This window comes from Eggerthella sinensis, from assembly GCF_003339815.1.
In the GTDB taxonomy this organism is placed as follows: domain Bacteria; phylum Actinomycetota; class Coriobacteriia; order Coriobacteriales; family Eggerthellaceae; genus Eggerthella; species Eggerthella sinensis.
The window spans coordinates 135,388-160,171 of record NZ_PPTT01000001.1 but is presented as its reverse complement, the minus strand read 5'-3'; the positions used below and the strand labels follow the sequence as shown (position 1 = coordinate 160,171).

Sequence of the window (24,784 nt, the reverse complement as noted above, 5' to 3'; positions counted from 1 at the left end):
CGGTAGGGAGTCGCGCCTGCGCGCCAAGCCGTTCGCGGGAATTCCCGTGTGCGTGTTGCCGTTTTGTTGCACAGCCTTCTTTATCATAAATCCGATTTTTGCATGCGTGCGATGTCGGAGGAGATAATGAAGCGATTGGGAAACATGGCGCTCGGGGTGCTGCTTGCGTGTTCGCTCGTGCCAGTGCCGGCGGGCGCGGCATGGGCTGCCGAGCCGACTGCGAGCAATGGCTCGGGTGCTGCGACCAGTGCTGCGGCGGCGCAACGGGCGCTTGTGCCGGGCACGTATGTCGAGCATGAGGCCATTGCGTACGTGATGGATGGCGGCGTGCGGACGTTCTCGTCCGATGGCGGGGCGCTCGAAGGCGCTCAGGATCTGATGGATATCGCGGCAGGTGCGGCCGCCGAGGCGCTTGGCGACGATGCCGACGCGCCTGAGGCCGCGGCTTTCGCGCGCTCGCTCTCGGCGGACGGGAAGGCCGAGGCTGCGGCTGGTCGCCTCGTGCTCGTGCGCGACGAGGCCAAGACTACCGAGCAGCTTATCGCCGATCTCGAAGCCGATCCCCGCGTGGTATTCGCCGAGCCGAACGCCGTGGTGGAGACGGGCGATGCCGACGAAGAGACGGTGCAGACCGCGCCTGCGGACGAAGCACTCGATGAAGAGTGGGCGGACGGGGTTGCGGCAGCCGATACGGTTGACGAGTCCGGTGCAACCGACGCGGATGGCGACGCCTCCGGCTCTGATGCGACCGAGCAGTCGGACGGCGCACCTGCCGAGGTCGTGTTCGGCCAAGACGACGACGGCCCGGCGGCCGACCTCGACGAATTCGTGTGGGGCTTCCGCAACGACGGTCGCATGGGCGGCAGCGCGGAAGGCGACGCGGTGGACATGGAATATGCGGCGTGGCCCGACGCGCAGGCTGCCACCGGTCTCGGCGAGGTGGTTGTGGCCGTCATCGATTCGGGCGTGGACGCCTCGAACCCCGATCTCGCGCCGGTTATGTGGAACGAGGGCTTGACCTCCGGTATCAAGTCCACCGGCAAGGAAGACGAATACGGCTTCGCGGCGGCCGCCGACCCGGCGGCAGGCGTCACGTCGCACACCGGCATAACCAGCTACCACGGCACGCACGTGGCGGGCACCATCGGCGCGGCGTGGGACGATGAGGGCGTGAGCGGCCTCGCGCCGAACGCGCGCATCATGGCGGTGCGCCACAACGACACGCTCGCCGGCATGCTGCAGTGCTTCGACTACGTGAGCCGCGCGTGCGACGCCGGCGTGGACGTGCGGGTGTCCAACAACTCGTGGGGCTTCGGCCAGGGTATGTGGCGCTCCATCGACCTCGCGGTGACCGAGGTTGGGCGACAGGGCGTCGTGAGCGTGTTCGCGTCGGGCAACTCCGCTTTCGACAACGACGCGGCGGCCAGCACGGCCACCACGCTGGCCGACAACCCCTACGCCATCGTGGTGAACGCGCTCGATCCCACGGGCGAGCGCTCCTCGTTCACCCAGTACGGCGAGACGACCACCGACGTGATGGCCCCCGGCTCGGGCATCCTGTCCACGTGGGCCACCGGCGAAGCGAATGCGGCGGGTGTGGCCGATGGCCCGAACTACCTCGGCGAGGAAGACGAAGACGCCGTGCTGTACGAAAGCTTCGATGCCGAGAGCCATGCCGTCGAGGGCGTCGAAAAGGATGCCGCGGGTTTCTACCTTCCGTTCGACGATTCTGCCTCCGTGTCGAACGAGGGCAAGCGTTTTGATGGTGCCGGCTCTCTTGCTGTCGAGTGCTCGGCTGACGGGCCCACCCGGGTCGTGCTCGGGTCGGTCGATCTTTCCGACGTTGCCGAGAAGCCGCGCTACGTGAGCATCCGCTACACGGGCGTGGGTGCAGAGGGCTCCGGTTCCGGGCTCCTCGCCCAGCTCGTCATGTTCGTGAAAACCACCACGAGCGACGAGCCGTACGTTGCCGTGGAGGTCGAAGGGAGCTTCGGTATCGGCGGCGATTCGTGGGGTGGCTTCTACGCCGAACTCCCCGAGAACACGGACTGGGAGAACTTCGGTCTGGGCATCATGTGCGGCGTCTTGTCGTTCGACATGACCGGCGGCGTTCGGACGATCGGCGGCATGCAAGCGGGCACCGTGTACGTGGACAGCGTCGGTTTGGGCAGCGACCTCGTACCTTACGCCTACGAGCAGGGCACGTCGATGGCGTCCCCCGCGGTGGCCGGCGCGGCGACGGTGCTGGCCGGGAAGGGGCTGGCCGAAGTCGAAGGCGACGAGGCGAAGTCGGCCGAGAAGCTGGCAGCGCTGGTGAAAGGCGCGGCTGAGCGCGACGAACGCTACGAGGGCCTGTGTTCCACGAGCGGCTACGCCACGGTGGACGGCGCGCAGAATCCCGGCCCGGCCATCACGGCGGTGTCCGATGCGGACGACGCTGTGGAGGTGGAGGGCTACTTCATGTCCGAGGGTGCGACGACGGTGCGTTTGGGCGACGCGGAAGCCGTCGTGGTGGGCCGCGAAGATCTCGGCGACAACAAGGTGCGTCTGACGGTGCAAAAGCCTGCAGGCTTCGCGGGCGGCCAGACGGTCGTGCGCGCAGAAGCGGGCGGCAAGCTGGCCAGCCACCGCGCCGACTTGAACGCGCGCGTGGACGCGACCTACTACGACCAAACGAACTTGCCCGTTCCCGAGGAGCTTGCCAGCTGGGGCTCGTGGCAGCTTGTGGGCTTCGACGGCGACATCTACTGCCTGCCGCGCACGACCAACTTCACCGAAGAGACGGACGGCTGCGACTGCATGCTGCGCTATCGCCCCGATACGCGGGAGTGGGAGCAGGTACCGCTGCCGACGGATCTTGCACAGGCGGCGGGCTTGCAGGGCATCATCGACGTGTCGGGTGCGACGGTGGGCGGCGCGCTCGTGCTGCAGCTGACCGACGAGCCGGGTTCCGTCACGCTCGTTCGCTACATGGCGGATGGGACCTGGGAGCCTGCCGGCTACACGTTCTCGATTGCGGACGGCGCGCCGTTGTACGGGACGCTGGCGAGCGACGGTGAGTCCGCGTATGTATTCGGTGGTTTGAGCATCGCGAGCGGTGCGGCGGCCGACAACGCCATCGTGTACCGGGTGGACTTCGACGCTCAGTCGCTTGAGGCGTGCGGGGAGCTGTCGACGGGGCGCATTCGACCCCAGGTCTCGTATGGAAACGGTGCCTTCGTGGTTTCGGGCGGCGTGTCGGTAAGCTACCAGGTGGGCGGCGTCTTGGGCGTCGAATTGGCGACGCCGCAAAGCGGCGGAATGGACGTGGATACGGGCGAGGAGATCCCCGAGGGATGGCTTGCGGGCATGCCGGTGAATACGGCGGCGCATGTGGCCGAGACGGGGCAGCTGGCTTGGGCGTCGGGTGCGCTCGCGGACGGCTTCGCGCTCGTGGGCCCCGAAAGCGACGACGGCGCGTCCGACACCTACCTGCTGGCGGGCGACGGCACTTCCGACCCCGAGCAGTATGGCAAGCGTGCTTCGTGGCAGAAGCTGCTCGCTCCGGCGGCCACGGCCTATCGCGGACAACTCTACGTGCTGGCGAGCGTGCAGGACGATCCGTATCGCGCGTTCAGCGCAACGGCGGTGGAGACGGTCGCGCAGCCGGGCGACTATGTGGCACCCGAACCGGAGCCCGAACCGGAGCCCGATCCTGCGCCGCAGCCCGAGCCCGCGCCCGATCCGGCGCCCGAACGTGCTGGCGGTGCGGGCGCGGCGTCGAAGTCGCTGGTCTCCACGGGCGATCCGCTGGCCGCAGTCATGCCGGTTCTTGCGGGTGTGGGCGTGCTGGCGCTGGTGGGCGTGGTGATTGCGGCGGTTCGGCACCGCCGCGCAGGCAAACGTTGAAAAGGTTTGCGTTTTGGAAGAGATGGAACGGAGGAACTGCATGAAAGATGAAAAGCGCCCCCGGCCGCTTGGGCGGTACGTGGGGAGGGCGGTCGTGTCGGCCGCCCTCGCGATGGGGCTCGTGGGCGTGCCGTCCACGGCGCTCGCCGAGGAACCGGCGAATCTGCCTGTCCCTCAAATCAACCTTGCGAGTGGCGAAGGCGCCTTCGACTGGGCGACGGGCGCGTCGTCCGCGCGGACGCTCTCGGAAAGCGCCTTGCCCACTCAGTACGATCTGCGTGAAGAGGGATACGTCACGCCGGTGAAGTTCCAAAACCCGTGGGGTTCCTGCTGGTCGTTCGGCATCGCCGCTGCTTCGGAGGCGAGCATCATCTCCGAAGCTGCACAGAAGGGCATCAATCTCAACGACGACTTCAAAGACATCTCCGAGCGCCATCTGGCTTGGTTCGCCTACACGCCGCTTCTCGCTGACGACGATTCCGGTCAGGGTGGCGAGGGCATGGTGAGCCTCCAAGAGGGCAACAACCGCTTGAACAGCGGCGGGTGGATGGTGTACGGAACCTCCCTGTTCTCGTCGGGCATCGGCCCCGTTCCGGAGTCGGTCGTGCCGTACAAAAACGACGAGGGCTTGATCGACAAGGTGACGGACCCCGCGACGGGCGCTGAGTTCAACTACCAGTACAGCGCCGACGGCACGTGGTCGGTGGACGAGGAGTACCGCTTCCAGCAGATGGTGGAGTTCGAGCAGTCCGTGCAGCTTCCCTCTCCGGGCGATTACAACGTCGAGGGGGATTACGAGGGCGCCGAGCGCGCCAACGACGCCATCAAGCAGCAGCTGTACGAGGGCCGCGGCGTGGCCATTGCGTTCTGCGCGGATCAGTCGCAGCCTGGCCAGATCACCGAGATGGGCTACATGAACCCCGGCATCAACGACACCAAGACGTGGGCGCACTACACCTACGATGAGGAGCCGATCACTCATGCGGTGACCATCGTCGGTTGGGATGACAGCTACGCCGCGGAGAACTTCGGCAACCCCGACCCGGAGACGGGCGAGGTCGATCCCAGCAAGCAGCCGCATGCTGACGGCGCGTGGATCGTCAAGAACAGCTGGGGCTCGGGCGCCGAGTTCCCCAACGGCTATCCCGGCGGCTGGGGCACCGACGAGGACGGCGACGGCAACGGAGACGGCTACTTCTACCTCTCGTACTGGGACAAGAGCATCACCAAGCCCGAGACGTTCGACTTCGCCGTCGAGTCCACGCAAAGCGAGGACGACCACTACTTCGTGCACCAGTACGACTACATGCCCGCGGCGAACGTCGCGAGCAACTCCTCTCCGCTTCCGATGAAAATGGCGAACATCTTCTCCGCCGACGACGCGGAGACGGTCCGCAAGCTCACGTGCGAGACAACGCGTCCCAACACGCAGGTGACCTTCGACGTGTACCTGCTTAACGAGGACGCGACCCTGCCCACTGACGGCGTGAAGCTGGCTACGGTTGAGCAGACGTTCGAGTGGGGCGGCTTCCACGCGGTGGAGTTGACCGACGAGCAGGCGTTCACCCTGCATGCGGACGAGCGCTTCTCGGTGGTGGTAACGCAGCAGTGTCTTGATGATGGCTACTACTATGCCAGCTACGACTTCGGCTGGGATCAGGCGTACCTGGGCACGTTGAAGAGTCAGTACCACGCGCAGTACTACGATCAATACTACGAGGCGTATCTCGTGGCGGCTGAGGACGCTCTGCGGCAGGCGAAGTACGACGAGTTGATCGACGAGGGCATGAGCGAGGAGGAAGCGGCCGCTGCGGCGGACGAGTATATGGAAACTCCGGAGGCTCAGGAGAAGGTTGCCGCTGCAGCAGCTCAGAAGGCCGAAGAGAAGATTCAGGAGATGGTTCCCACCTATTACTTCGAGGGCGTGGTGAACGAGGGCGAAAGCTTCATCTACGCGTCCGACGACAACGGGGCGAACCCTGCGTGGAGGGATTTCCACACGGATTCCGTAGCGAGCGAGGCGCAGAACACGCAGATCGACAACCTGCCCATCAAGGCGTACGGCTATCCGGTTGAAGAGGGTGCCGACGATCCTGCCACCGAGCAGGATATCCAGCAGCTTGAGGAGCGCTTGAGCTTCGGCAAGAACATGCTCGAGAGCGCCGTGGAGAGCGCAGACGGCTCCGATGTGCCCACCTCGCAGTACTGGGTGCCGAGCGAGGTGCGTGCCGAGTTGATCGTCGCCATCATGGAGGCTGAGGACCTGCTTGCAACCGAGCATCCCACGCAAGGGGATGTGCGCCGCATCAGCTTGGCGCTCAGCGTGGCCGCGCAAGCGTTCGACGAGGCCAAACAGCCCGGCTCGCTGGCCGACGAGTATGCGAGCGCCGAGGCCGTGAAGCAGCTTGAGGACGCCATCAAGGACGCGCGCAACGATTTGGCGCAGACCGTCGTGAGCGCGGACGGAGCCGATGTGGCGAAGGGCACGTCGTGGGTGACGCAGGCCGTCCATGACGCGTTCGACGCGGCCATCGCCTCGGCGGAGGCGGCAGTGGGCGCGGAGCGTCCGCTTGCGAGCGACATCGAGCGCGCCGTCGCGGACCTTGCCGCCGCGCGCGAGGCGTTCGACGCCGCGAAGGCCGACGGCTTGAAGGAGGCTGCCGGCTCGGGCGGCACCGAGGAGAAGCCCGATGCCAAGCCCAATGCCAAGCCCGACGCGAAGGGCGGCGCCTTGGTGCAGACCGGTGACGACGCGACGCTCGGCATCGTCGTTGCGTGCGTCGGCGGCCTATCGGCGCTTGTCGCCGGTACGGCGATGGCGATGCGCCGGCGCATCGACAAGGAGTAGCGCGTTAGCGCAGATGTAGGTGTAGGCGGCGGCCGGAGGGATGCCTTCCGGCCGCCTGTTTCGATTTGACGCGTCCTTCTGCGCTGCTGCGGAGGGTTGCGGAAGGAGGCCCGTCATGGGTTTGTTCGGTCCGGGGAAATCCGAAGGGGAGAAGCTGCAGGAGCGCGTGGCGAAGGCGCTTGACGAAATGGGCGTCACCGTGGAGTCGGCGGCTGAGAAAGACGGCGCTTTGCACGTGGGCTGCTTCCAAGGGTCGTCGGGGCTGACCTCGTACAAGAACCTGTCGCTCACCATGGAAGGCGTTATCGGCTTTCTGCAGGCGAACGGGCGCGAGATCGTGGACGTGAAGGTGAGCCCCTGCGGGTCGGGCGATACCGTCATGAGCCAGCTGGTGACGATTCTGTACCGTTGAGGCGGCGCTGCGGCGCGCGGCAGGAAGGGACGTTCATGGTGAAGCGGATTTTTGCGCTGGCACTCAGCGTGGTATTGACGTGCGGGCTCGTGCCTGCGGCGGCGTTCGCGCTGCCCGAGCAGTCGGACGACGGGTCGCTGTCGGGCGGCGATCTGACGGCTGTCGACGTGAGGCCCGGCGCTCTCTCCATGCCGAGCGTCGCTGCCCTGGCGCGCTACAACTATCCGGACGGGGCGGGTGCCCGCGCCGCCGCCGAGGACGGGAACGATCTGGCTTCGCGTTTCGATCTGCGCGAGGCGGGCACCGCCACCCCGGTGAAGTACCAGAACCCGTGGGGTTCGTGCTGGACGTTCGGCACGCTGGCCTCGCTTGAGAGCAACGTGCTGGTGCAAGGCGGCCTCGCCGACGGCGCGACCCCCGATTTCTCCGAGCGTCAGCTGGCGTGGTTCGGCCGCACGACGGTGGGGACGGAGACGGATGCGGGGCAGGCGGGGGAGGGCTCGTTCGCCGAGCGCACGGAGGGCGCGAGCCAAACCGACACCCAGCTCACCTTCAACGCCGGCGGCGACTACGGCACCTCCGCCGCCGTGCTTTCCGCATGGTTCGGCGCAGCCGACGAGGCCGACATTCCCTATACGGATGTGAACGGGGTTTGGGACGAGTACGACACCTCCGGCGACTGGTCGCTGCCCGAAAGCGATCGTACCGCCGCGGCCGTGCATGTACAGGATGTGATCTCGCTTCCCAGCCCCGCCGTGTTCTCCGATCCGGCGAACCCTTCCACCGACAACTACACGTACGATTCTGATGCCACGGCGGCCATCAAGCGTGCGCTCAGGGACAGCGGCGCGGTGTCCGTGAGCTACCATGCCGATCAGTCGCGCCCGATCACCGATCCGGACGACCCCGGCTACGGGGAGGGCACGTACTTCAACTACCTGACGTGGGCCCAGTACGTGAACGCTTACATCACCGAGGACGATCCGGCCACGCCCGACGTGGACGAGCGCACGACGGCCAACCACGCCGTGGCCATCGTGGGCTGGGACGACACGATTTCCCCGGAGACGTTCTCCGATGATCCCGCCAAACAGCCGCCCGAGGGCGGCGCGTGGATCGTCAAGAACAGCTGGGGCGACGACTGGGGTTTGGACGGCTGCTTCTACCTGTCGTTCTACGACATGAGCATCGGCATGCCCACGTCCTTCCTGGTCGATCTGCCCGATGCGGACGGCTCGTTCAGTTACGACTCGAACTATCAGTACGATTATCTGAGCGCTGCGAGCGTGGGCAAGGTGGAGCCGGGCGCGTTCGGGGACGCCGTTGCGGCGGCCAACGTGTTCGCGGCCGAGGGCGACGAGGTGCTGGAAGCCGTGTCCGCGACTACGGCGAACCCTGGCTCCATCGTGTCGGTGGAGGTGTACCTGCTCGACGACGACGCGACCGGCCCCGTCGACGGCACGCTGGTGGCGAGCCAGACCGAAGAGGTGGAGTACGGCGGCTACCACACCATCGCGCTTGACGAGCCGGTGGCCCTTGGCGCGGGTCAGCGGTTCTCCGTGGTGGAGCGCATCGAGGGCTACGAGGGCGCGTACCTGCCGCTTGAGGTGGCGGCCTACGACAAAAACGACCCCGACGAGGCCCAGGGCGGTTACGTGAAGGTGCAGCGGGCCGTGGCGAATGCGGGCGAGAGCTTCTACAGTGCCGACGGGGGCGCCACCTGGAGCGACGTGACGACGCTTTCCGCCGCTGACGTGCAGGGGCTCATCGCACCCTCGAGGTTCGGCGGCTATCCCGCAGTGTATGCGGAGGGCGGCGTGGGCAACGTCATGATCAAGGCGTTCACGACGGATGAGGCGGACGCGCCCGATCCCGAGCCGGACCCCGACCCCGAGGACCCGGACGATCCGGCCCTGCGCTCCTCGTTCGACCCGCGCGAGGAGGGGCTTGTCACGCCGGTGCGCGATCAGGGCGGCAGCGACCTGTGCGGGCCGTTCGCCTCGATGGCGGCGCTGGAAACCTCGCTTGTCTACGACGACGCGGCCTCGGAGGGGCTGATCGAGGCAGGGCTTTCGCCCTACCATGCCGTGTACTTCGCCACGATGGGCGACGAGGAACGCGAAGCCGGCGGTCTGAACGCGTTCATGCCCGACAACCCCTACGCCGGTGGAATCTCGCCCTTCCGCATAGCGAACAGCCTTGCGGCTGGCAAGGGCGCCGTGATCGTGCGCGAGGGCGAGACGGATGCGGCCTACGACTCGATGGACGAGGCGTTGCGCTTCGCAAGCGATGCGCGCTTGACGGGAACGGCGGCGCTGGGCCTTGCGGCCGGCAGCTATTGGGAGGCGCTGGAGGGCGATGCGCTGCGCGCGGCCGCGAAGCGCATCGTCGCCGAGGAGGGGCCGGTGACGGCCGAGTTCTGCAGTTGGCAGGGGCCGAACTTCAACGGCGAGCATTCGTGCTACTACACAGCGCCGGACCAGACGGGCTACGCGGCTGACCATTACGTGGCCGTTGTGGGCTGGGACGACGATTTCTCGCGCGAGAACTTCAACGAAGCAATGCGCCCCGAATGCGACGGCGCATGGCTCGTCAAGAACTCGTGGGGCGCCGACCAAGGCGATGCGGGATACTTCTGGATCTCGTACGAGGACGCTTCGCTCGACGTGCAGACGGCGCTGTTCGGCGAGGTGAAGCGTGCAGGCGAAGCCATGTACCAGTACGACGAGGCGGGTTGGACGGACTCGCTGTCGGTGGGCGGCGATGCGGGCTGGGCTGCGAACGTGTTCGTGGCTGAGCGCGACGAGTGGCTCGACCGTGTGCAGTTCTGCACGACGGGTATCGACACCGCATACGAGGTGGAGGTGCACCGCGGGGCCACCGACGCCGACCCGCGTGGCGGCGAGTTGGTGGCTGCGTGCGCGGGCGTGCGGGAACTTCCCGGCTACGCGACCGTGGAGCTCGACGAGCCGGTGGCGCTGGCCGCAGGCGAGACGTTTTCGGTGGTGGTGCGGGTCGAAAACGAGGGCTACGCGTACCCGCTGGCCGTGGAGACGTTCACGCCCGACCCTGAGATGCCGGGGGCCGAACCCGCGCATATGGGGCGCGGCGCGGACGGCGCGCGCGAGGTGAGCTGGGTGTCGCCCGACGGTGTGAACTGGGTCGATCCTGCAGGTTACGGGCACGACCTCGCGCAGGGCACGGCATCCGGCGGCTCCTCGCGCTCGTACGTGACGAACGTGTGCGTGAAGGCGCTCACGATGCCGCGCGCGGCATCCGGCGGTGCGGGCGAGAACGGCGCGTCTGGCGGGAGCGGCGGCGCAGCGGGCGAAGCGAAGGAGCTTGCGCGCACGGGCGATTCGGCTGCGATGGCGGGTGCGGCAGCGCTTTGCGCGCTGGCTGCGGCGGCGTGCGCGGCGGTTGCCGGTGCAGCTGCGCGCCGCCGTCCCGGCGCGGGCGGACGATAGGAACACAGCGGTTCGGCGAAGGGCGCATGCTACAATGACGGCTATGCAGCAGGTCGTCGACCACATATTCTCACGGGAGCTCGCGCGAACCGCGACCGCGCTCTCGTTCGTGCTGCTTGCCACCTCGCTCATGAACATCGTGGTGTTCCCGCTGTTCGATCCCGTGTTCACGTATGCGCGCGACGTGTCGGTGTTCGCAAGCTCCGCGGCGCTCATCGGCATCGGCCTGGTTGCGGCGTTTCGCCCGGCGCTGTTGCGCGTGCGGCTGCTGCAGCGCGTTGCCCTCGGGTGCTTGGCGGCTGGCGCGCTGCTCGTGCCGCTTTCGCTCTATGCGCTCAGCCCGATCGGGCTTGTGGTGGGCGCGAGCCTTGCGGCTGTCGGTCGCAGCTGGGTGGTGGTTGCGGTGGGCATGGCGGCGTCGCGGCTGGGTGTGCGGCAGGCGGGCGTGTGCGTGTCGCTTGCATTCGTGGCATATTACCTGATGACGGCACTGGTGTGGGTGGTACCCGTGGTAGCGGGCGTCGCGCTGTTCTTCGTGCTCCCCTTCGCTTCCCTCGCGCTTGCGTGGCCGCGCGCTCGGGCGGTGCTCGAGGCGGCCGAGACGGGCGAGGCTCCGGCGGACTTCTCCATCACGCAGCCCTCGTCGTTCCTTCCCTTGGGCAGCCAGCTGTTCGTGTGCCTGTTTCTGTTCCGCGTGGCGTTCGGCTATTCGCTGCGCTTCGGCGAAGTGGGCGGGGTGCCGTTATCCGATTTCCTCGTCATCGTGCCGGTGGCGGCGGTTGCGCTGTACGCGGTTCTGTCGCGGAAAACGTTCCCGGCCGACCTGTTGGCCCAGGTGTCGGTGCTGTTCGTGGTGGCCGGTTTCTTCTTGGGGTCGATGCTGTACGATCGCGCGCCCTTCGCCAGCGTCACGCTGCTGTCGGCGGGGAACACGCTGTTCGACATGGTGGCATGGGTGGCGCTCATCGCCGTGGCCTCGCGCAACGAACGCGGCGCGGTGGCGGCATTCGCGTGGGGGCGCGGCCTCACCGGGCTGGGCACCATCGTGGGGGCGGCGCTCGGCGTGCTGGCGAACGACCTGTTCGGAAGCGATGCGCTGGGCCTGGCGCTCATGGGCGGCACGCTCATTCTCGTGTTCGTGGGGTATGCGCTCATCGGGCTCAAGCGATTCAGCTTCTCCGAGACCATCGCGGGGGTGACGCCGGTTGTCACGACGGTGGTGAAAACGCCGGAGCAGGAATTCGAGGAGCGCTGTCGGCGCGTGGCCGAGCGCTACGGGCTGAGCCCGCGCGAGCTGGAAGTGTTCATGATGCTGGCGCGCGGGCGCGATCGCGCGTACATCCAGGAGCAGCTTGTGGTGTCGCGCAACACCGTGAAAGCGCACGTCAAGCACGTGTATGCCAAGTTGGGCATCCATGCGCACCAAGACCTCATCGACCTGGTTGAAGACTAGGGTGGAATGCGGTTCAACGTATCTTTCACGGTTGGCGATGGGTGCGTCCGATGCCCTATACTGGAGCCTTGCGTTGCGCTGATTCGACCTTGATTCGATTTCGAGAGGAGCCGGCATGACGGTTATCGGCCTCATTTCCGACACCCATGGACGTCTGCCCGACGAGGCGCTTGCTGCCATGGCCGACGTCGACCATATCATCCACGCGGGCGACATCGGCGGCCCCGAGGTGCTGCACGCGCTCGAGGCGCTTGCGCCTACCACGGCCGTGCTGGGCAACAACGACTTCGACGAATACGGCAGCCGCGTTGGGCGCTTCGCGCATCCGGTGATCGACGGCGTGCGGTTCCTCGTGGCGCACTATCCGCGCGACGTGCAGATCGGCTTCAACGGGTGCGCGGGTCTGGCCGCCGGCGACCCTCTTCCGCAGGTGTGCGTCCACGGGCACACGCACGTGCCCGAGCTGCTGTACGGGCCCGAAGCGCGGCCTGCTTCGTTCGTCATCTGCCCAGGTGCGCCGTTCCGCCCGCGCGGCGGCTTCCCGAAATGCACGGGGCGCATGCTCGTCGACGACGGGCGCGTGCTGGGCGTGCGCATTGCGTCGCTCGACGGGCAGACCGTGTTCGAAGTGGGCGAGGACCTGGCGTGACGGTGAAACGGGAACAAATGTTTCACGTGAAACATCCGAAGCAGGCTCGGCAGGCTGCCGCGGTCATCGCGCTTATCGTGCTGCTGGGCGTGTCGTGGATCAACGCGACCATAGCCGATGCTCCGGCGCCGAGCGCGTCGCAGCAGGGGGCTGCGACGTCGGCTTCGGCGGAAGGCGTCAGCGAGGCGGCGTACCGCGCGGCCGAGCGCGACGATGAGCGTGCCTCCGACACGCAGCGCGCGAACCTCGACCCCGCCGCCTTCGAACGCGTGACCGTGCGCCATGTGGTGGACGGCGATACCCTTGCGGTGGCAACCGATGATGGCGAGCACGTGTCGGTGCGTCTCGTCGGTATGGATACGCCCGAGAGCGTGGCACCGCAGGAGGAGCGCAACTGCGAGGAGGGCGTGGTGGCGTCGAATCGCATGAAAGAGCTGGTGAACAGCGACGATACCCTGTGGTTGCAGTACGACACGAGCGTTACCGACAAGTACGGCCGCCTGCTCGCGTACGTATGGCGCACCCTGCCCGCGAGTGCCGAGGAGGCCAACGACCCGGCATTCATCGCGCGCGACATGCTGAACGCGATGCAGGTGATCGACGGCTACGGCCAGGCCAAAACCTACCGTCCCGACACCTTCCACGACACCCTGTTCAAGCAGTGGGGGAGCGAAGCCCTCGACGCGCACCGCGGCGTCACCGCAAAGTGGGCCTAGCGCGCCGCGCAGCCTCGGCTCGCAAAGCGAACGAATGTTTCACGTGAAACATTCCGAACCGCGTCTCGCGCCCAAAACGTAAGCGGGCGCCTCGTTTGAGACGCCCGCTCGGGGAGGGAGGGAATGTCAACGGGAATCAGCCGGCGAGGGCCGCGCTCGGGCGCGCTGCCTGCTGACGCAGGAGCGCCCTGCGCACGCGCAGCACGACATACGTCGCAACCACTACGGTGTACACCACCAGGCTCACGATGGCCGTATCGCGACCCGCGAAGGCCGACGGAGCCAGCAGCAGCACCAAATGCACGTACGTGAGCAGGTAGAACGGGTACGCCAGGCGCTGCACGCCCTTCCAGCGCGCCGCGTTCATGCGACGCTTGACCACCTGAAACGACGTAACCAGCAGCACGGTCATCAGTGCTACGAGCACGGCAGCGAGCGCAAGCGAGAAGCCCAGGTTGCCGGCGAACGCCGAGCCGAGGCGCGGCACGTACGACACGCCGTAGAAGGCGAGATGCCCCAGCGCGAAGATGCAACCGAGGATGGAAAGCTGCCGTCGGATGGGCATGAGCCGAGCGCGCAGCGGCGACGAATCGCCCAACACGCCCACGAACATCACGATGGTGAACAGCAGAAACGCCAGCGCGCAGCGCTGCATGAGCGGCATGAACCATGTCCACCACACCCCTGTGACGTTCGTCGAGACGCCGAACCAGTATAGCGCGACAAGCCCAAGCGCGGCGCAATAGAACGGAACAGGAAAGCGCTTCAACGGCTTGGCCAGCAGAACCACCAAGGCGAAGCATACGACAACCGCAAGCAAGAACCTCATACCAACCCCCTTTGTTGGCTGCAATTCTGTCATACTATCATAGTATAGACGGGAAAACAACGGTATTTGGCGTACGAGAATTACCAGGTATTACGGAAATCATTGTCCTTGAGATAGGCGCATTCAAGCGAGGAATACGCATTGACTGTCATACAATCGGGTGATAGTATGGCCGCAACGGCTGTCACACAAAGTTATGACGGTTATACTCATGCATGGGTCGTTATTGGAGTTGTTGGGGGACAATCCGATCGGGCTTTGTTTCCCGCAGACGATCACGAGGGGGTCAAACGTGGGTACTTCACTGACACGACGCAGTTTCGTCAAATGGGGGTCGGCTACCGCAGGTGCTGCGGCGCTCGTCGGCTTCACCGGCTGCGCGCCGGCAAGCGAGGCCGAAAAGGAGAGCGGCGCGCCCGCTTCCGAGGCAAAGGGCGAGTGGAAGACCGGAGCCTGCATGAACAACTGCAGCTGCGGATCGTCCCGCTGCCTGCTCAAGGTGTACGTCGAAGACGGCGTGCCGCTGAAAATCAGGACGGACGAGCAGGATGAGGACACCATCGAGGTGCCGCAGCGCCGCGCCTGTCCGCGCGGTCGTGCGCAAATCAGCAACATGACATCGCCGGCGCGCATCAAGTACCCGATGAAGCGCAAGGGCTGGAGCCCGGACAATCCGAACGGCGAGATGCGCGGCAAAGACGAATGGGAGCGCATCAGCTGGGACGAAGCGCTCGACTACATTGCCGCCGAGATGAAGAAGGCGTACGACGCATACGGCAACCGCTCTATTCTGGCCGCTGCCTACAACGACATCGGCGACACGTATTTCGATCCGGTCATCTGCCTGCTCAACGAAATGGGCGGCGCCGTGCATCACGACATGGGCACCGTGTCGCTGGGCTCATGGCCGCTGCCCGAGCTGTTCATGACCGGCGGCATGCTCAACGCCCCCGACGCGCTTGCGGTTTCCGAGAGCGATCTGCACTTCCACTTCGGCAACAACTGGATGGCGAACAAGGGAGGCAACACCACTTACCAGCTCGATTACGCTCGCGAGCAGGGCGGCAAGATCATCATCGTCGATCCGTGGCTGAATCAGACGGTGCAGGCCGTTGCCGACGAGTGGGTTGCTATCCGACCTGGCACCGATACGGCATTCTGCATCGGCATGATGTACCACCAGATCGAGAACAACCTGTACGATCAGGAGTTCCTCGACACGTACTGCGTGGGCTTCGACGCCGAGCACATGCCCGAGGGCGCGCCGGTCGAAGACAACTTCAAAGACTACGTGCTGGGCACCTACGACGGCGAACCGAAGACGCCCGAGTGGGCTGAGGCCATCTGCGGCATTCCGGCGGACACGATTCGCCGCCTCGCCGAGGAAATTCACGCCACCGAGAAGGTGGACTTCTTCGCCGGCCAGTCCACGACGAAGATTCCTGCGGGCGAGATGTTCGCGCAGGCGTTCTACACGTTGGCCATGATGCACGGCGGGCTGGGCAAGCCGGGCACCTACGCCTCGTGGGTGGGTCTTCACGAGGGCATGTCGGGCGCGCCGTACTGCACGGCGGGCGACACGTCGAACGGTGCCGGGCTGAACCCGGTGAACCCGTTGACGCCGCCCTCGGTCATGTCGACGCCCGATTGGTCGAAGATCGAAGACCCCTCGTCGTGGGAGCGAATCGACCACACCGAGTGCTGGATTTCCATCCTCAACGGCGAATACGGCCGCGACATATGGCCCGGCGGCAAGAAGCCGCTCGACATCCATGTGATCTACTCGGGCGGGTACCAGAACTCGCTCAACTCGCTGCCGAATGCCAACGCGGCCATCGAAGTGTTCCGCAAGGTCGACTTCGTATGGGGTGCAAACCCGTTCTTCGACCCGTCGCGTCAGTATTGCGACATCGTGCTTCCCGTTGCCACGTGGTGGGAGAAGGGCAACCTGGCCTGGACGAACAACTCCGAGACGGTATACTGGGCCGATCGCATCATGGAGCCGCTGTACGAGTCGAAGCCGGAATCGTACGTGGCCGAGGAGCTCGCGAAGCGTTTGAACGTGGACCCGAAGGCCGTGAACACCATGACCGACGCCGAGCGCACGTATTCGTCCCTCGCCGGCGCCACCTACATGACCGATCACGACACCATGAAGTACGCGCCCCTGTTCACCATCACGCAGGAGGACATCGACGAGTTAGGCGTTGAAGGCACCCCGCAAGAGGGCGTCATGACGGTTGCCGAGTTCAAGGAAAAGGGCTGCTACAAGACCAAGCGCTCCTTCGGCGACAAGCTGACGAACTACCCGTACAAGGCATTCTTCGCCGATCCGCAGGCCAACCCGCTTGCCACATCCACCGGCAAGTTCGAGATCTACTGCCCGATGCTGTCCGGGTACGTCAACTCCGTCGGGTTCTCCACCATCTCGCCCATCGCGAAGTGGCAGATCGGCGATCCGGAGCAGGGTCAGGGCACGCAGACGGACGAGTACCCGCTGCTGCTGTGGACGCCCCATTCGCTGCGCCGCGCCCATACGGTGAACGACAACGTGGCATCGCTGCGCGAGGCGTTCCCGCAGGAGTGCTTTATGAGCGAGGTGGACGCTTCGGAGCGCGGCATCAAGAACGGCGATCTGGTGCTCATGACCAGCCCTTATGGTAAGGTGCTTCGCCCGGCAAAGGTGCTTCCCACGCTCGTTCCCGGTTCGGTGGCGCTGCAGGACGGCGCGTGGATTCAGATCGACGAAGCCACGGGCATCGACATCGGCGGCGATCCGAACATCTTGCAGGCGCCGAAGTCTTCCGGCGAAGCGTCCCAATCGTGGACGGGCACGCTCGTGCAAGTTGAGAAGTACACGGGAGACATCAAGCTCGACCCGGATAAGAATCGGCCCATCGTCATGCCGGTTGGCGTGGAATAGGGGAGGTGCATCATGGCTCAGTACGCATTCTACTTTGATTCCAACAAGTGCTCCGGCTGCAAGACGTGCCAGGTGGCGTGCAAGGAAACCTACAAGCTGCCCGTGAACAACCTGTACCGCAAGGTGCTCAACTACCAGGGCGGATCGTGGGAGCTCAACGAGGCCGGCAGCTACGTTCCCAGCGGCGTGTTCGGGTACTTCGTCTCCATGGCGTGCAATCATTGCGTGGACCCGGCTTGCGTGGCGAACTGCCCGACGGGCGCCATGCAGAAGGACGAGGACACCGGCATCGTGTGGACCGATCACGAGGTGTGCATCGGCTGCAAAACGTGCGCGACGGTGTGTCCCTACGACGCGCCGACGTATGACGAAGAAGCGGGCTACATGCTGAAGTGCGACCTGTGCAAGGACGAGATCGCCGCTGGCGGCAAGCCCATCTGCGTCACCGGCTGCCCCATGCGCGCGCTCGATTTCGGCACGCGCGAGGACATGATTGCCGCGCACGGTGAGGGCGACGTCGAGGTGGAGCCCCTGCCGAAGAACACGACGCATCCGAACCTCATCCTGAACCCGCACCGCAATGCGCAGAAGACGGGTAGCGGAACGGGCGCGCTCGTGAACCTGGAAGAAGAGATCTAGCGATTCGATGGTGAAGGCCGGGCGGCGGCAGCCGAAGCGCTGCGCCGCCGCCCGGCGCATGGGGAAGGGGACGCGATGAACGCGAACTACGACCGGGAAACGCTCGCGGGCGCGCAGCTGTGCTTCGCCCTCGCGTCGCGGCTGCTGTACTGCGAACCCGATGATGCCGAGCTGACCGCGCAGGCGGAGGAGCGCCTGTTCGCGGAGGCGCCGTTCGGCATGGAGCATCCGCAGGTGCGCGAGGGCCTTGCGGCCATGGACGCGTGGTGCGCGGATGCTGCGGCAGAGGGCCCCGATGCGCGGGCCGAGCGCTTCGCCGCCCTGCGACGCGAGTGGTTCCGCCTGTTCGTGGGCGCAGGGGCGCCCGACGCTCCCAGCTGGGAGTCGTTCTACGTCGATCCGAACAGCCAGCTGTTCAGCGTGCACACCCTTGAGGTGCGTGCCTGGTACCAGCGCTACGGCCTGGAGCTCGAGCGCCTCCATGCCGAGCCCGACGACAACCTGGGTCTCATGCTGGGATTCGTCGGCCACCTCATCGACCTGGAAGGGGAGGCGACGGCCGCCGGCGACGAGGCGCGGGCCCGCACCCTGGCGGACGACCAGGAGGCGTTCGTGGCGGAGCACGTGCTGCCGTGGCTTTCCGCGTGGCGCTATTCCGCGCTCAAGCACGCGACTTCGGCGTACTTCCGCGGCGCGGCCGCCTTCGTGTTCGGCCTGTGCGCGTGCTACGCCGAGCGCTTCGGCATCGTGTTCGACGAAGATGCGCAGGCGTTCAAGCGTGCGATTCGCTAGGCAGAGCGCGCGGAAGGCCCTATCATGGACTGAACGACGTCCGCTGAACGACTTCTGGGGAGAGGAGGCGTCAGATGTTCGGGACCTTGGTGGTGTTCTACCTGTTCCTTGGAGGGTGCGGGGCGGGCATCATGCTCGTGACGGCGGTGTGGTCGCTCGCGTTTCACCGAAGCGTCGAGCGCTCGCTCGCGCAGACAAAGGCGTTCGACGACGTGAAAGCGCGGTGCTTCGGCGCCGGCTTCGTCGTATTGTGCCTGGCGGCGCTGTGCCTGCTGCTCGACCTGGGGCGCCCCGAGCGCATGTTCATGCTGTTCACCCGGCCCACGTGGTCCATTCTCACGTTCGGGTCGTACACGCTCATGGCGAACCTGCTGGTGGGCGGCTTCCTCGTGGCGGCAAACCTGCTGTACCTTCCCTTCGTGCATGCGCCGGCGCGCAAAGTGGGCGAGGTGCTGTGCGCGGTGCTGTCGCTGCTCATGATGGGCTACACCGGCGTGTACGTGGGCAGCATCGAGGCGGTGGCGCTGTGGTTCAACCTGGCCGTTCCCGTGCTGTTCGTGCTCTCGTCGCTGTCATCGGGCCTGTCGGCCGTGTTCATCCTGGGCGCGTTCGGCCGCGACGTGCGGCTGCTGGACGGGTGGACGATGCTGCTGCACCGCTGCCATCTGGGAACGCTCGTGCTGGAAGTGGCGGCGCTCGGCGCATTCGTGGGCTTCGCCGTCCTCGACCCGTTCGCCCGCGAATCGCTGGCTCTCCTGCTCGACCCGGCGGGGCTCGGCCCGTGGTTCGTGGTGGGCCTGTGCGGTTTGGGGTTGCTCGTCCCCCTGATCACCGAGGGGTTCGTCATGGCGGCGGACCGCCTTGTGCGGCTGCTGCCGGTTGACGTGCTGTGCATCGCGGGCGGGCTCGTGCTGCGGTTCTGCGTTGTTTGGTCGGGGATGCACTGAAGATGCGCGGTTGCCGGTGCTGAACAAGCTGGTTATCTTGTACAATGCGGGACGGAACGGCCCCGTAATTCAACGTAGGGAAGTGGCATGGCATTATTCGAGATAGACGAGTCGTCCGGGCTGCCGGTGTGGGTACAGCTGCGCAACCGGTTCGTCTACTTGATCAAGACGGGCCACTATCAACCCGGCGATCAGCTGCCCAGCGTGCGCACGCTTGCCGCGGAAGCCGCCATCAACTACAACACGGTGAGCAAGGTGTACATCAACCTCGAGCACGACGGCTACGTGGAGTCGGTGCGCGGACGCGGCGTGTTCGTGCGCGAGACGGCCAAGCTTGCCGCCGACGATGTGCAGTCCATCGCCGACACGGAAATCGAGGAGAGCATCAGGCGCTGCCTTGCGTTGGGCATGACGCTTGATGAAATCATGTTGAGGATGATCGATGTTGCCCATCGCGTTCAGCAGGACGTCGAGGGCGGCGCGAGCATGAGACGGGGCTTGTATGAGAAATCACAAAGGGAAAAATCAGACTGACGGGGCGGCCGCCAAGCCGTTCTCCATCGAGAAGTACAACTCGCGCACCGACCGGCGCACGTCGCAGAACGGCTCGCTCATGTTCTCGGCGTTCGTGTTCGTGGTGGCGCTTGCGGTGGTCATTGCGGCGGGCTACCTGATCACGGGCGCGTTCACCGTGTGGGTGGTGCTCGTGGGCTTCGCCTTGGCCTGCCTGGCCGAGATGTCGGTGCACATCGCCATGCAGTGGGAGAAGATCGTCGTGCTGCGCTTCGGCAAGTTCAGCCGCTCGAAGGGCCCCGGCCTGTACTTCACCATCCCCTTCATCGAGCAGACCGCGCTCAAGGCCGACCAGCGCATCATGGTGACCGGTTTCGGCGCCGAAGAGACGCTGACGAGCGACCTCGTGCCCATCAACGTGGACGCCGTGCTGTTCTGGATGGTGTGGGATGCGGAAAAGGCCTGCCTCGAGGTGGAGAACTACTACAACTCCGTGTCGCTCGTGGCGCAGACCGCGCTGCGCGACGCCATCGGACGCGCGAGCGTGTCGGAGGTGGCCATTCGCCGCAACCAGCTCGACCAGGAGTTGCAGGAGGTTATCGAGGAGCGCACGTCGCTGTGGGGCATCACCGTGCTGTCGGTGGAAATCCGCGACATCGTCATTCCGCAGGAGTTGCAGGAGGTCATGTCCACCGAGGCGCAGGCCGAGCGCGAGAAGAACGCGCGCATGGTGCTTGCCGAGGTGGAGAAGGACATCTCGGCGATGCTCGTGGACGCGGCGAAGGTGTACGAGGAGAACGACGTGGCCCTGCGCCTGCGCACCATGCACCTGCTGTACGAGAGCGTGAAGGGCTCCGGCGGCACCGTGGTCATCCCGAGCGCCTACAGCGAAGGCTTCAGCGACGCCGCCTTCAACCACATGTCCGACTCCCTGAAAACCCCCAAGGGGTAGGGAGCAGCCCTCCTCCCACCTGGGGTAGCGCAGAAATACTCCAGAGTGGGTGAGAGCTTTGGCGGCTCTTTTCCCCTTGTTCCGCAATCCTGGAGGATGGCGGGAGCCCGCTCCCTCGGTAGCATCCGGGGTGTTGTCAGCGTCCGCAGCGTCTGACGAAGCGAAGGGCCTCCCGTCTTCACCCTCCCTCCCGAAGACTCCCCCTCCCTCGGGGCCTTTCGCCTCGGCAGGCGCGCGGCGCTGCGACAGACGAACGGCCGCACGGAAGCGGCCCTGTTGCAGGCAAGGAAGGGGATCAGCATGAAGTCTTTCGAGATGAATCGTCGCGCGTTCTTGGGTTTGGGTGCTACGGCGGCGGTGGCCGCGGGCATGGGCCTGGCGGGCTGCACGCCGAAGGCGGCAAGCGACGAGGCGGCGGCCGCGCAGGCCACCGCCGCCGAGGTCGAGCTGCCGGCGGGCGCGCCGAAGGGCACGCCGGCGACGGCAACCTGGTGCGCCGTGCCCGAAGCCATCACCGATATAGCCGAGGAAAAGTCGTTCGACGTGGTGGTTGTGGGCGCCGGCATCGCGGGCCTGTCCGCGGCGGCTACGGCGGCCGAGAACGGCGCGAGCGTCGCGGTCATCGAAACGCTGAGCACGTACCAGACGCGCGGGCAGGACATCGGCACCGTGAACTCGTCCTATCAGAAGGCGAACGGGCTCGAAGCCAGCGAAGAGGACATCAACCAGATGTGCCTCGCGCTGCAGCGCTATTCCGGCAACCGCACCGACCAGCGCATCTACCGCGTGTGGGGCCAGCGTTCCGGCGCCGACTTCGACTGGTGGTACCAGACCATGCTCGAGCCGAAGGGCTACGGCATCGAGATTCCGCGTTGGCCGATGGAGGTGGAGTACGATCCCGTCGACGGCGAGTGGTTCCCGCAGTTCTGCAACCAGCAGGAGTTCACCGTTCCCGAGGGGCAGGAAGCGGGCATGAACGGCGGCTTCCCCGGTGCCATCGGCGAGCTTGAGGCGTACGCCAAAGAGCACGGCGCCGAGTTCTTCTACGAGCACCGCGGCCGGCAGCTCGTGCGCGGCTCCAATCCGAACGGCACCGAGGGGCGCGTGACGGGCGTCATCGCCGAGACGAGCGATGGCAGCTACGTGAAGTTCACCGCCAAAAACGGCGTGATCCTGGCAACGGGCGACTACGGCCACAACGAGGACATGATGCAGGCATGGTGCCCTTCGCAGCTCGCGCTGTCGAAGGAGAAGAACGTGTATCCCAGCACCGGCAACGTGGGCGACGGGCACCTCATGGGCCTGTGGATCGGCGGCATGATGCAGGGCATTCCGCACGCGTACATGGCGCACGGCACGCCCGGCGGTCTGGGCTCCGACCCCTTCCTCATTCTCGACATGAACGGGCGCCGCTTCACGAACGAGGACATTCCGGGACAGTCGTTCTCCGACCTGGCCGAAGAGCAGCCCGGCACGGTGTTCTGGCAAATCGCCGACGCGAAGTATCCCGAGCAGATGAAATGGTCCTCGCCCACCCACGGCGCGAACATGAGCTTCACGGGCGATATCGATGCCTGGAACGCCGCCATGGAAACGGGCGACAAGGAAACCATCGAGGCGATGCTCACCGAGCAGGGCGTCTCCATGCAGCATGCGTGGACGGTCGAGGAGCTTGCCGAGGGCATCCATGTGGATGCGGCCACGTTGCAGGAAACGCTCGACCGCTACAACGGGTTCGCGCACGACGGCTACGATGCGGACTTCGGCAAGCAGGCAAAGCGCCTGTGGCCGGTGGAGAACCCGCCGTACTTCTACAGCTCGAGCGGGCAGTGGGCGTTCATGCTCACCATGGGCGGTCTCAAGGGCACCGAGAAGGCCGAGGTCATCGACGAGTGGGGCAACCCCATCCCGGGTCTGTGGATGGCGGGCAACGTGCAGGGCATGCGCTTCGCCGTGGACTATCCCACCATCGTGTGCGGCCTCTCGCACTCGCTGTGCCTGACGTTCGGCCGCGTGGCCGGCGAGCAGGCGGCCGCTGCCGATACGAGCGTGACCGAGTACGCGTCAGTGTACGCGACGTGGAAGGAAGCCAATCCCGACGCGGATGCGGCAGGCAGCGGCGCCGGTGGCCCCGGCGGCGCGGGTGATGCGGGGGATGCTCCGGCGCCTGCACAAGGGTAGGCGTGGCGCTTTCGAGCTCCTCCGCTGCTGGAAGGGCCGCCGGTGGGCGGCCCTTTTCGCGCGCGTGCTTCTGCTATACTCTCGGTCAAGTTGAGGGTTTCAGGGGATGGCAGGGGAGCATCATGGACGCGCTATCGACGGTGAAGAAACGCTGGTTCCTGCTGGCGGCGGCCGGGCTTGCCGCGTGCCTCGTCCTGTTCGGCGAGGGCGCCAGTATCAGCAGCCGCGCGTCGGTTGAGACGTTCGCGGTGATGACCGGGGAGAACCCGCTGTCGGGCGGCGTCACCATCATGGCGGCGTTCTTGCTGGTTGCCGTGTTCGCGCGCCCGGCGGCCCGCATGCTGAGCACGACGGCGTTTCTCGTGGTGGACGCCGTGGCGAACGCGCTGGGCGCCGCGCTGCTGCTGTCGGACCTCGTGGGGTTGGGCGGCAACGCGCCGCTGTCTGAGGCGGGCGGCCTGCTCATCGGGTTCGGGTCCGCGCTGCTGCTGGTGCGCTGGGCCGACTTCCTCGTGCCGTTGGGTGCGAAAACGTCGTCGCTGTGCCTGGCGACGGCGCTCGCGTTCGTGGTGGCTTTCGACGTGCTGTCGAAGGCGCTCATCGACCTTGCGTTCGTCCTCGCCGTGCTGGCGCTGTGCGCTTTGTCGCCGTTGCTGCTGGTACGCGCCTCGCGCGGCGAGCGTGCGGAGCGCGAGGAGTGCGCGTCGCAGCCGCACGATTCCATCGAGGAGTACCGCGGCGTGGTGCCCGTGTGGCTGTCGTTCGCTTCCATCGTGTTCTACGCCGTCGTCATGGGCGGCGTGCAGCTGGGCGGCATGGCCGTGAACACCGTCTTCGACGGCGTTGCCGAGGTGGTGGCGTCGACGGGCATCGCGGTGGACGCGGGCATGCTGGTGGCGGTGGTCGTCATCGTGGCGGGCGTGCGCTTCCTGCACGGCAACAACATGAGCTTCTACCGGCTCACCATCCTCGCGCTGCTGGCCGTGTCGCTGTACCTCTCGGCGGTGCTGTCGGCGAATTGGAGCGCGGTCAACCTCGTCATCATGACGGTGGCGCGTATGCTCATATTCGCCTACGTGTGGTCGATGTTCTCGACGCCGGCGAAAACCATGTCGCCCATCAGGCTGTTTTCGGTGGGATGGCTGCTGTTCCTCGTGCCGAACAACGTGGCCATGCGCGTGGGGCAGGCGGTGCTCGGCACCGAGGGGCCGCTCGTGGTGTTCGAGTTGGCGCTTGCCGTGATCTTGCTGCTGTTGTTCGTGTTCGAGTTCACGCCGCTGCTCACCGATCGCTCGGGAGGCGGAAGCGCGGTCGGCGCGACCGACGGCGGCAAGGAAGACGCCTTCGCCGCGCGCATCGCGACGTTGGTGGAGCAGGGCGGGCTGACGCCGCGCGAGCAGGACGTGCTTGTGGCGCTTGCGCGCGGGCGTTCGGCGCAGTACGTGGCCGACACGTTCGTCGTGAGCAAGGAGACGGCGCGCACCCATATTCGGCACGTCTATCAGAAGCTCGAGGTGCACTCGCGCGAGGAGCTTATGGATTTGGTCGAGAGCGAGCTGGGGTAGGGGCGCGGGC

At 66.1% G+C, this 24,784-nt stretch carries 15 protein-coding genes and 1 pseudogene; 15 read left to right on the top strand and 1 reads right to left on the bottom strand.

From position 1 onward, the window contains the following. The first annotated feature begins 126 nt into the window (after nt 1-126). The 7 genes from C1876_RS00585 (at nt 127) to C1876_RS00555 (ending at nt 13,433) form a co-directional block, all read left to right on the top strand. Entirely contained in the window at nt 127-3,888 is a 3,762-nt protein-coding gene (locus tag C1876_RS00585) for a S8 family serine peptidase (protein WP_148044503.1), read from the top strand. A 40-nt stretch (nt 3,889-3,928) separates the two neighbouring features. Then, nucleotides 3,929-6,736: a C1 family peptidase gene (locus C1876_RS00580; protein ID WP_158544510.1), complete on the top strand. Its 2,808-nt coding sequence runs from the start codon at nt 3,929-3,931 to the stop codon at nt 6,734-6,736. A gap of 115 nt (nt 6,737-6,851) precedes the next feature. Then, nucleotides 6,852-7,148 carry a hypothetical protein gene (locus C1876_RS00575; protein ID WP_114544779.1) on the top strand — a complete coding sequence of 99 codons (297 nt, stop codon included), beginning with the start codon at nt 6,852-6,854 and terminating at the stop codon, nt 7,146-7,148. A gap of 35 nt (nt 7,149-7,183) precedes the next feature. Continuing rightward, nucleotides 7,184-10,615: a lectin like domain-containing protein gene (locus tag C1876_RS00570; protein WP_114544778.1), complete on the top strand. Its 3,432-nt coding sequence runs from the start codon at nt 7,184-7,186 to the stop codon at nt 10,613-10,615. A gap of 34 nt (nt 10,616-10,649) precedes the next feature. Next, nucleotides 10,650-12,068 (top strand): helix-turn-helix transcriptional regulator, encoded by a 1,419-nt coding sequence (locus C1876_RS00565; RefSeq protein WP_114544777.1) that lies wholly within the window; start codon nt 10,650-10,652, stop codon nt 12,066-12,068. A 115-nt stretch (nt 12,069-12,183) separates the two neighbouring features. Continuing rightward, nucleotides 12,184-12,717 (top strand): metallophosphoesterase family protein, encoded by a 534-nt coding sequence (locus C1876_RS00560; RefSeq protein ID WP_114544776.1) that lies wholly within the window; start codon nt 12,184-12,186, stop codon nt 12,715-12,717. Between the two features lie 17 nt (nt 12,718-12,734). Then, a complete protein-coding gene (locus tag C1876_RS00555) occupies nt 12,735-13,433 on the top strand; it encodes a thermonuclease family protein (RefSeq protein ID WP_158544508.1) in 699 nt (232 codons plus the stop codon). Nucleotides 13,434-13,569: 136 nt separating this feature from the next. On the opposite strand, the gene C1876_RS00550 is transcribed toward C1876_RS00555, so the two are convergent. Next, complete coding sequence (locus tag C1876_RS00550; protein ID WP_114544774.1) at nt 13,570-14,262, bottom strand: ferric reductase-like transmembrane domain-containing protein; 693 nt, start codon at nt 14,260-14,262, stop codon at nt 13,570-13,572. Between the two features lie 292 nt (nt 14,263-14,554). Between C1876_RS00550 and C1876_RS00545 the strand changes: the two genes are divergently transcribed. The 8 genes and pseudogenes from C1876_RS00545 (at nt 14,555) to C1876_RS00510 (ending at nt 24,774) form a co-directional block, all read left to right on the top strand. Beyond that, nucleotides 14,555-17,185, top strand: a complete 2,631-nt coding sequence (locus C1876_RS00545; protein ID WP_114544773.1) for a molybdopterin-dependent oxidoreductase — start codon at nt 14,555-14,557, stop codon at nt 17,183-17,185. A 12-nt stretch (nt 17,186-17,197) separates the two neighbouring features. Further along, the gene (locus C1876_RS00540; RefSeq protein WP_114544772.1) at nt 17,198-17,824 is read left to right on the top strand and encodes a 4Fe-4S dicluster domain-containing protein; all 627 of its coding nucleotides are present in this window, start codon (nt 17,198-17,200) and stop codon (nt 17,822-17,824) included. A gap of 75 nt (nt 17,825-17,899) precedes the next feature. Then, the gene (locus C1876_RS00535; RefSeq protein ID WP_114544771.1) at nt 17,900-18,616 is read left to right on the top strand and encodes a TorD/DmsD family molecular chaperone; all 717 of its coding nucleotides are present in this window, start codon (nt 17,900-17,902) and stop codon (nt 18,614-18,616) included. A 68-nt stretch (nt 18,617-18,684) separates the two neighbouring features. Continuing rightward, nucleotides 18,685-19,563, top strand: a pseudogene (gene nrfD / locus C1876_RS00530) (NrfD/PsrC family molybdoenzyme membrane anchor subunit); the annotation flags it as partial. A gap of 87 nt (nt 19,564-19,650) precedes the next feature. Continuing rightward, on the top strand, nt 19,651-20,097 hold the full coding sequence (locus C1876_RS00525) for a GntR family transcriptional regulator (RefSeq protein ID WP_114544769.1): 447 nt from the start codon (nt 19,651-19,653) through the stop codon (nt 20,095-20,097). Next, entirely contained in the window at nt 20,066-21,028 is a 963-nt protein-coding gene (locus C1876_RS00520; RefSeq protein WP_114544768.1) for a slipin family protein, read from the top strand. The genes C1876_RS00525 and C1876_RS00520 overlap by 32 nt, the downstream gene beginning before the upstream one ends. 300 nt (nt 21,029-21,328) lie before the next feature. Further along, complete coding sequence (locus C1876_RS00515) at nt 21,329-23,209, top strand: FAD-dependent oxidoreductase (protein WP_114544767.1); 1,881 nt, start codon at nt 21,329-21,331, stop codon at nt 23,207-23,209. 122 nt (nt 23,210-23,331) lie between these two features. Then, on the top strand, nt 23,332-24,774 hold the full coding sequence (locus tag C1876_RS00510) for a response regulator transcription factor (protein WP_114544766.1): 1,443 nt from the start codon (nt 23,332-23,334) through the stop codon (nt 24,772-24,774). Nucleotides 24,775-24,784 lie beyond the last annotated feature (10 nt).

Coding starts and splice junctions, on each gene's coding strand:
- C1876_RS00555 (WP_158544508.1), top strand. CDS start 12,735: ATGTTTCACGTGAAACATCCGAAGCAGGCTCGGCAGGCTGCCGCGGTC.
- C1876_RS00525 (WP_114544769.1), top strand. CDS start 19,651: ATGGCATTATTCGAGATAGACGAGTCGTCCGGGCTGCCGGTGTGGGTA.
- C1876_RS00535 (WP_114544771.1), top strand. CDS start 17,900: ATGAACGCGAACTACGACCGGGAAACGCTCGCGGGCGCGCAGCTGTGC.
- C1876_RS00550 (WP_114544774.1), bottom strand. CDS start 14,262: ATGAGGTTCTTGCTTGCGGTTGTCGTATGCTTCGCCTTGGTGGTTCTG.
- C1876_RS00515 (WP_114544767.1), top strand. CDS start 21,329: ATGAAGTCTTTCGAGATGAATCGTCGCGCGTTCTTGGGTTTGGGTGCT.
- C1876_RS00540 (WP_114544772.1), top strand. CDS start 17,198: ATGGCTCAGTACGCATTCTACTTTGATTCCAACAAGTGCTCCGGCTGC.
- C1876_RS00585 (WP_148044503.1), top strand. CDS start 127: ATGAAGCGATTGGGAAACATGGCGCTCGGGGTGCTGCTTGCGTGTTCG.
- C1876_RS00510 (WP_114544766.1), top strand. CDS start 23,332: ATGGACGCGCTATCGACGGTGAAGAAACGCTGGTTCCTGCTGGCGGCG.
- C1876_RS00575 (WP_114544779.1), top strand. CDS start 6,852: ATGGGTTTGTTCGGTCCGGGGAAATCCGAAGGGGAGAAGCTGCAGGAG.
- C1876_RS00570 (WP_114544778.1), top strand. CDS start 7,184: ATGGTGAAGCGGATTTTTGCGCTGGCACTCAGCGTGGTATTGACGTGC.
- C1876_RS00560 (WP_114544776.1), top strand. CDS start 12,184: ATGACGGTTATCGGCCTCATTTCCGACACCCATGGACGTCTGCCCGAC.
- C1876_RS00520 (WP_114544768.1), top strand. CDS start 20,066: ATGAGAAATCACAAAGGGAAAAATCAGACTGACGGGGCGGCCGCCAAG.
- C1876_RS00565 (WP_114544777.1), top strand. CDS start 10,650: ATGACGGCTATGCAGCAGGTCGTCGACCACATATTCTCACGGGAGCTC.
- C1876_RS00580 (WP_158544510.1), top strand. CDS start 3,929: ATGAAAGATGAAAAGCGCCCCCGGCCGCTTGGGCGGTACGTGGGGAGG.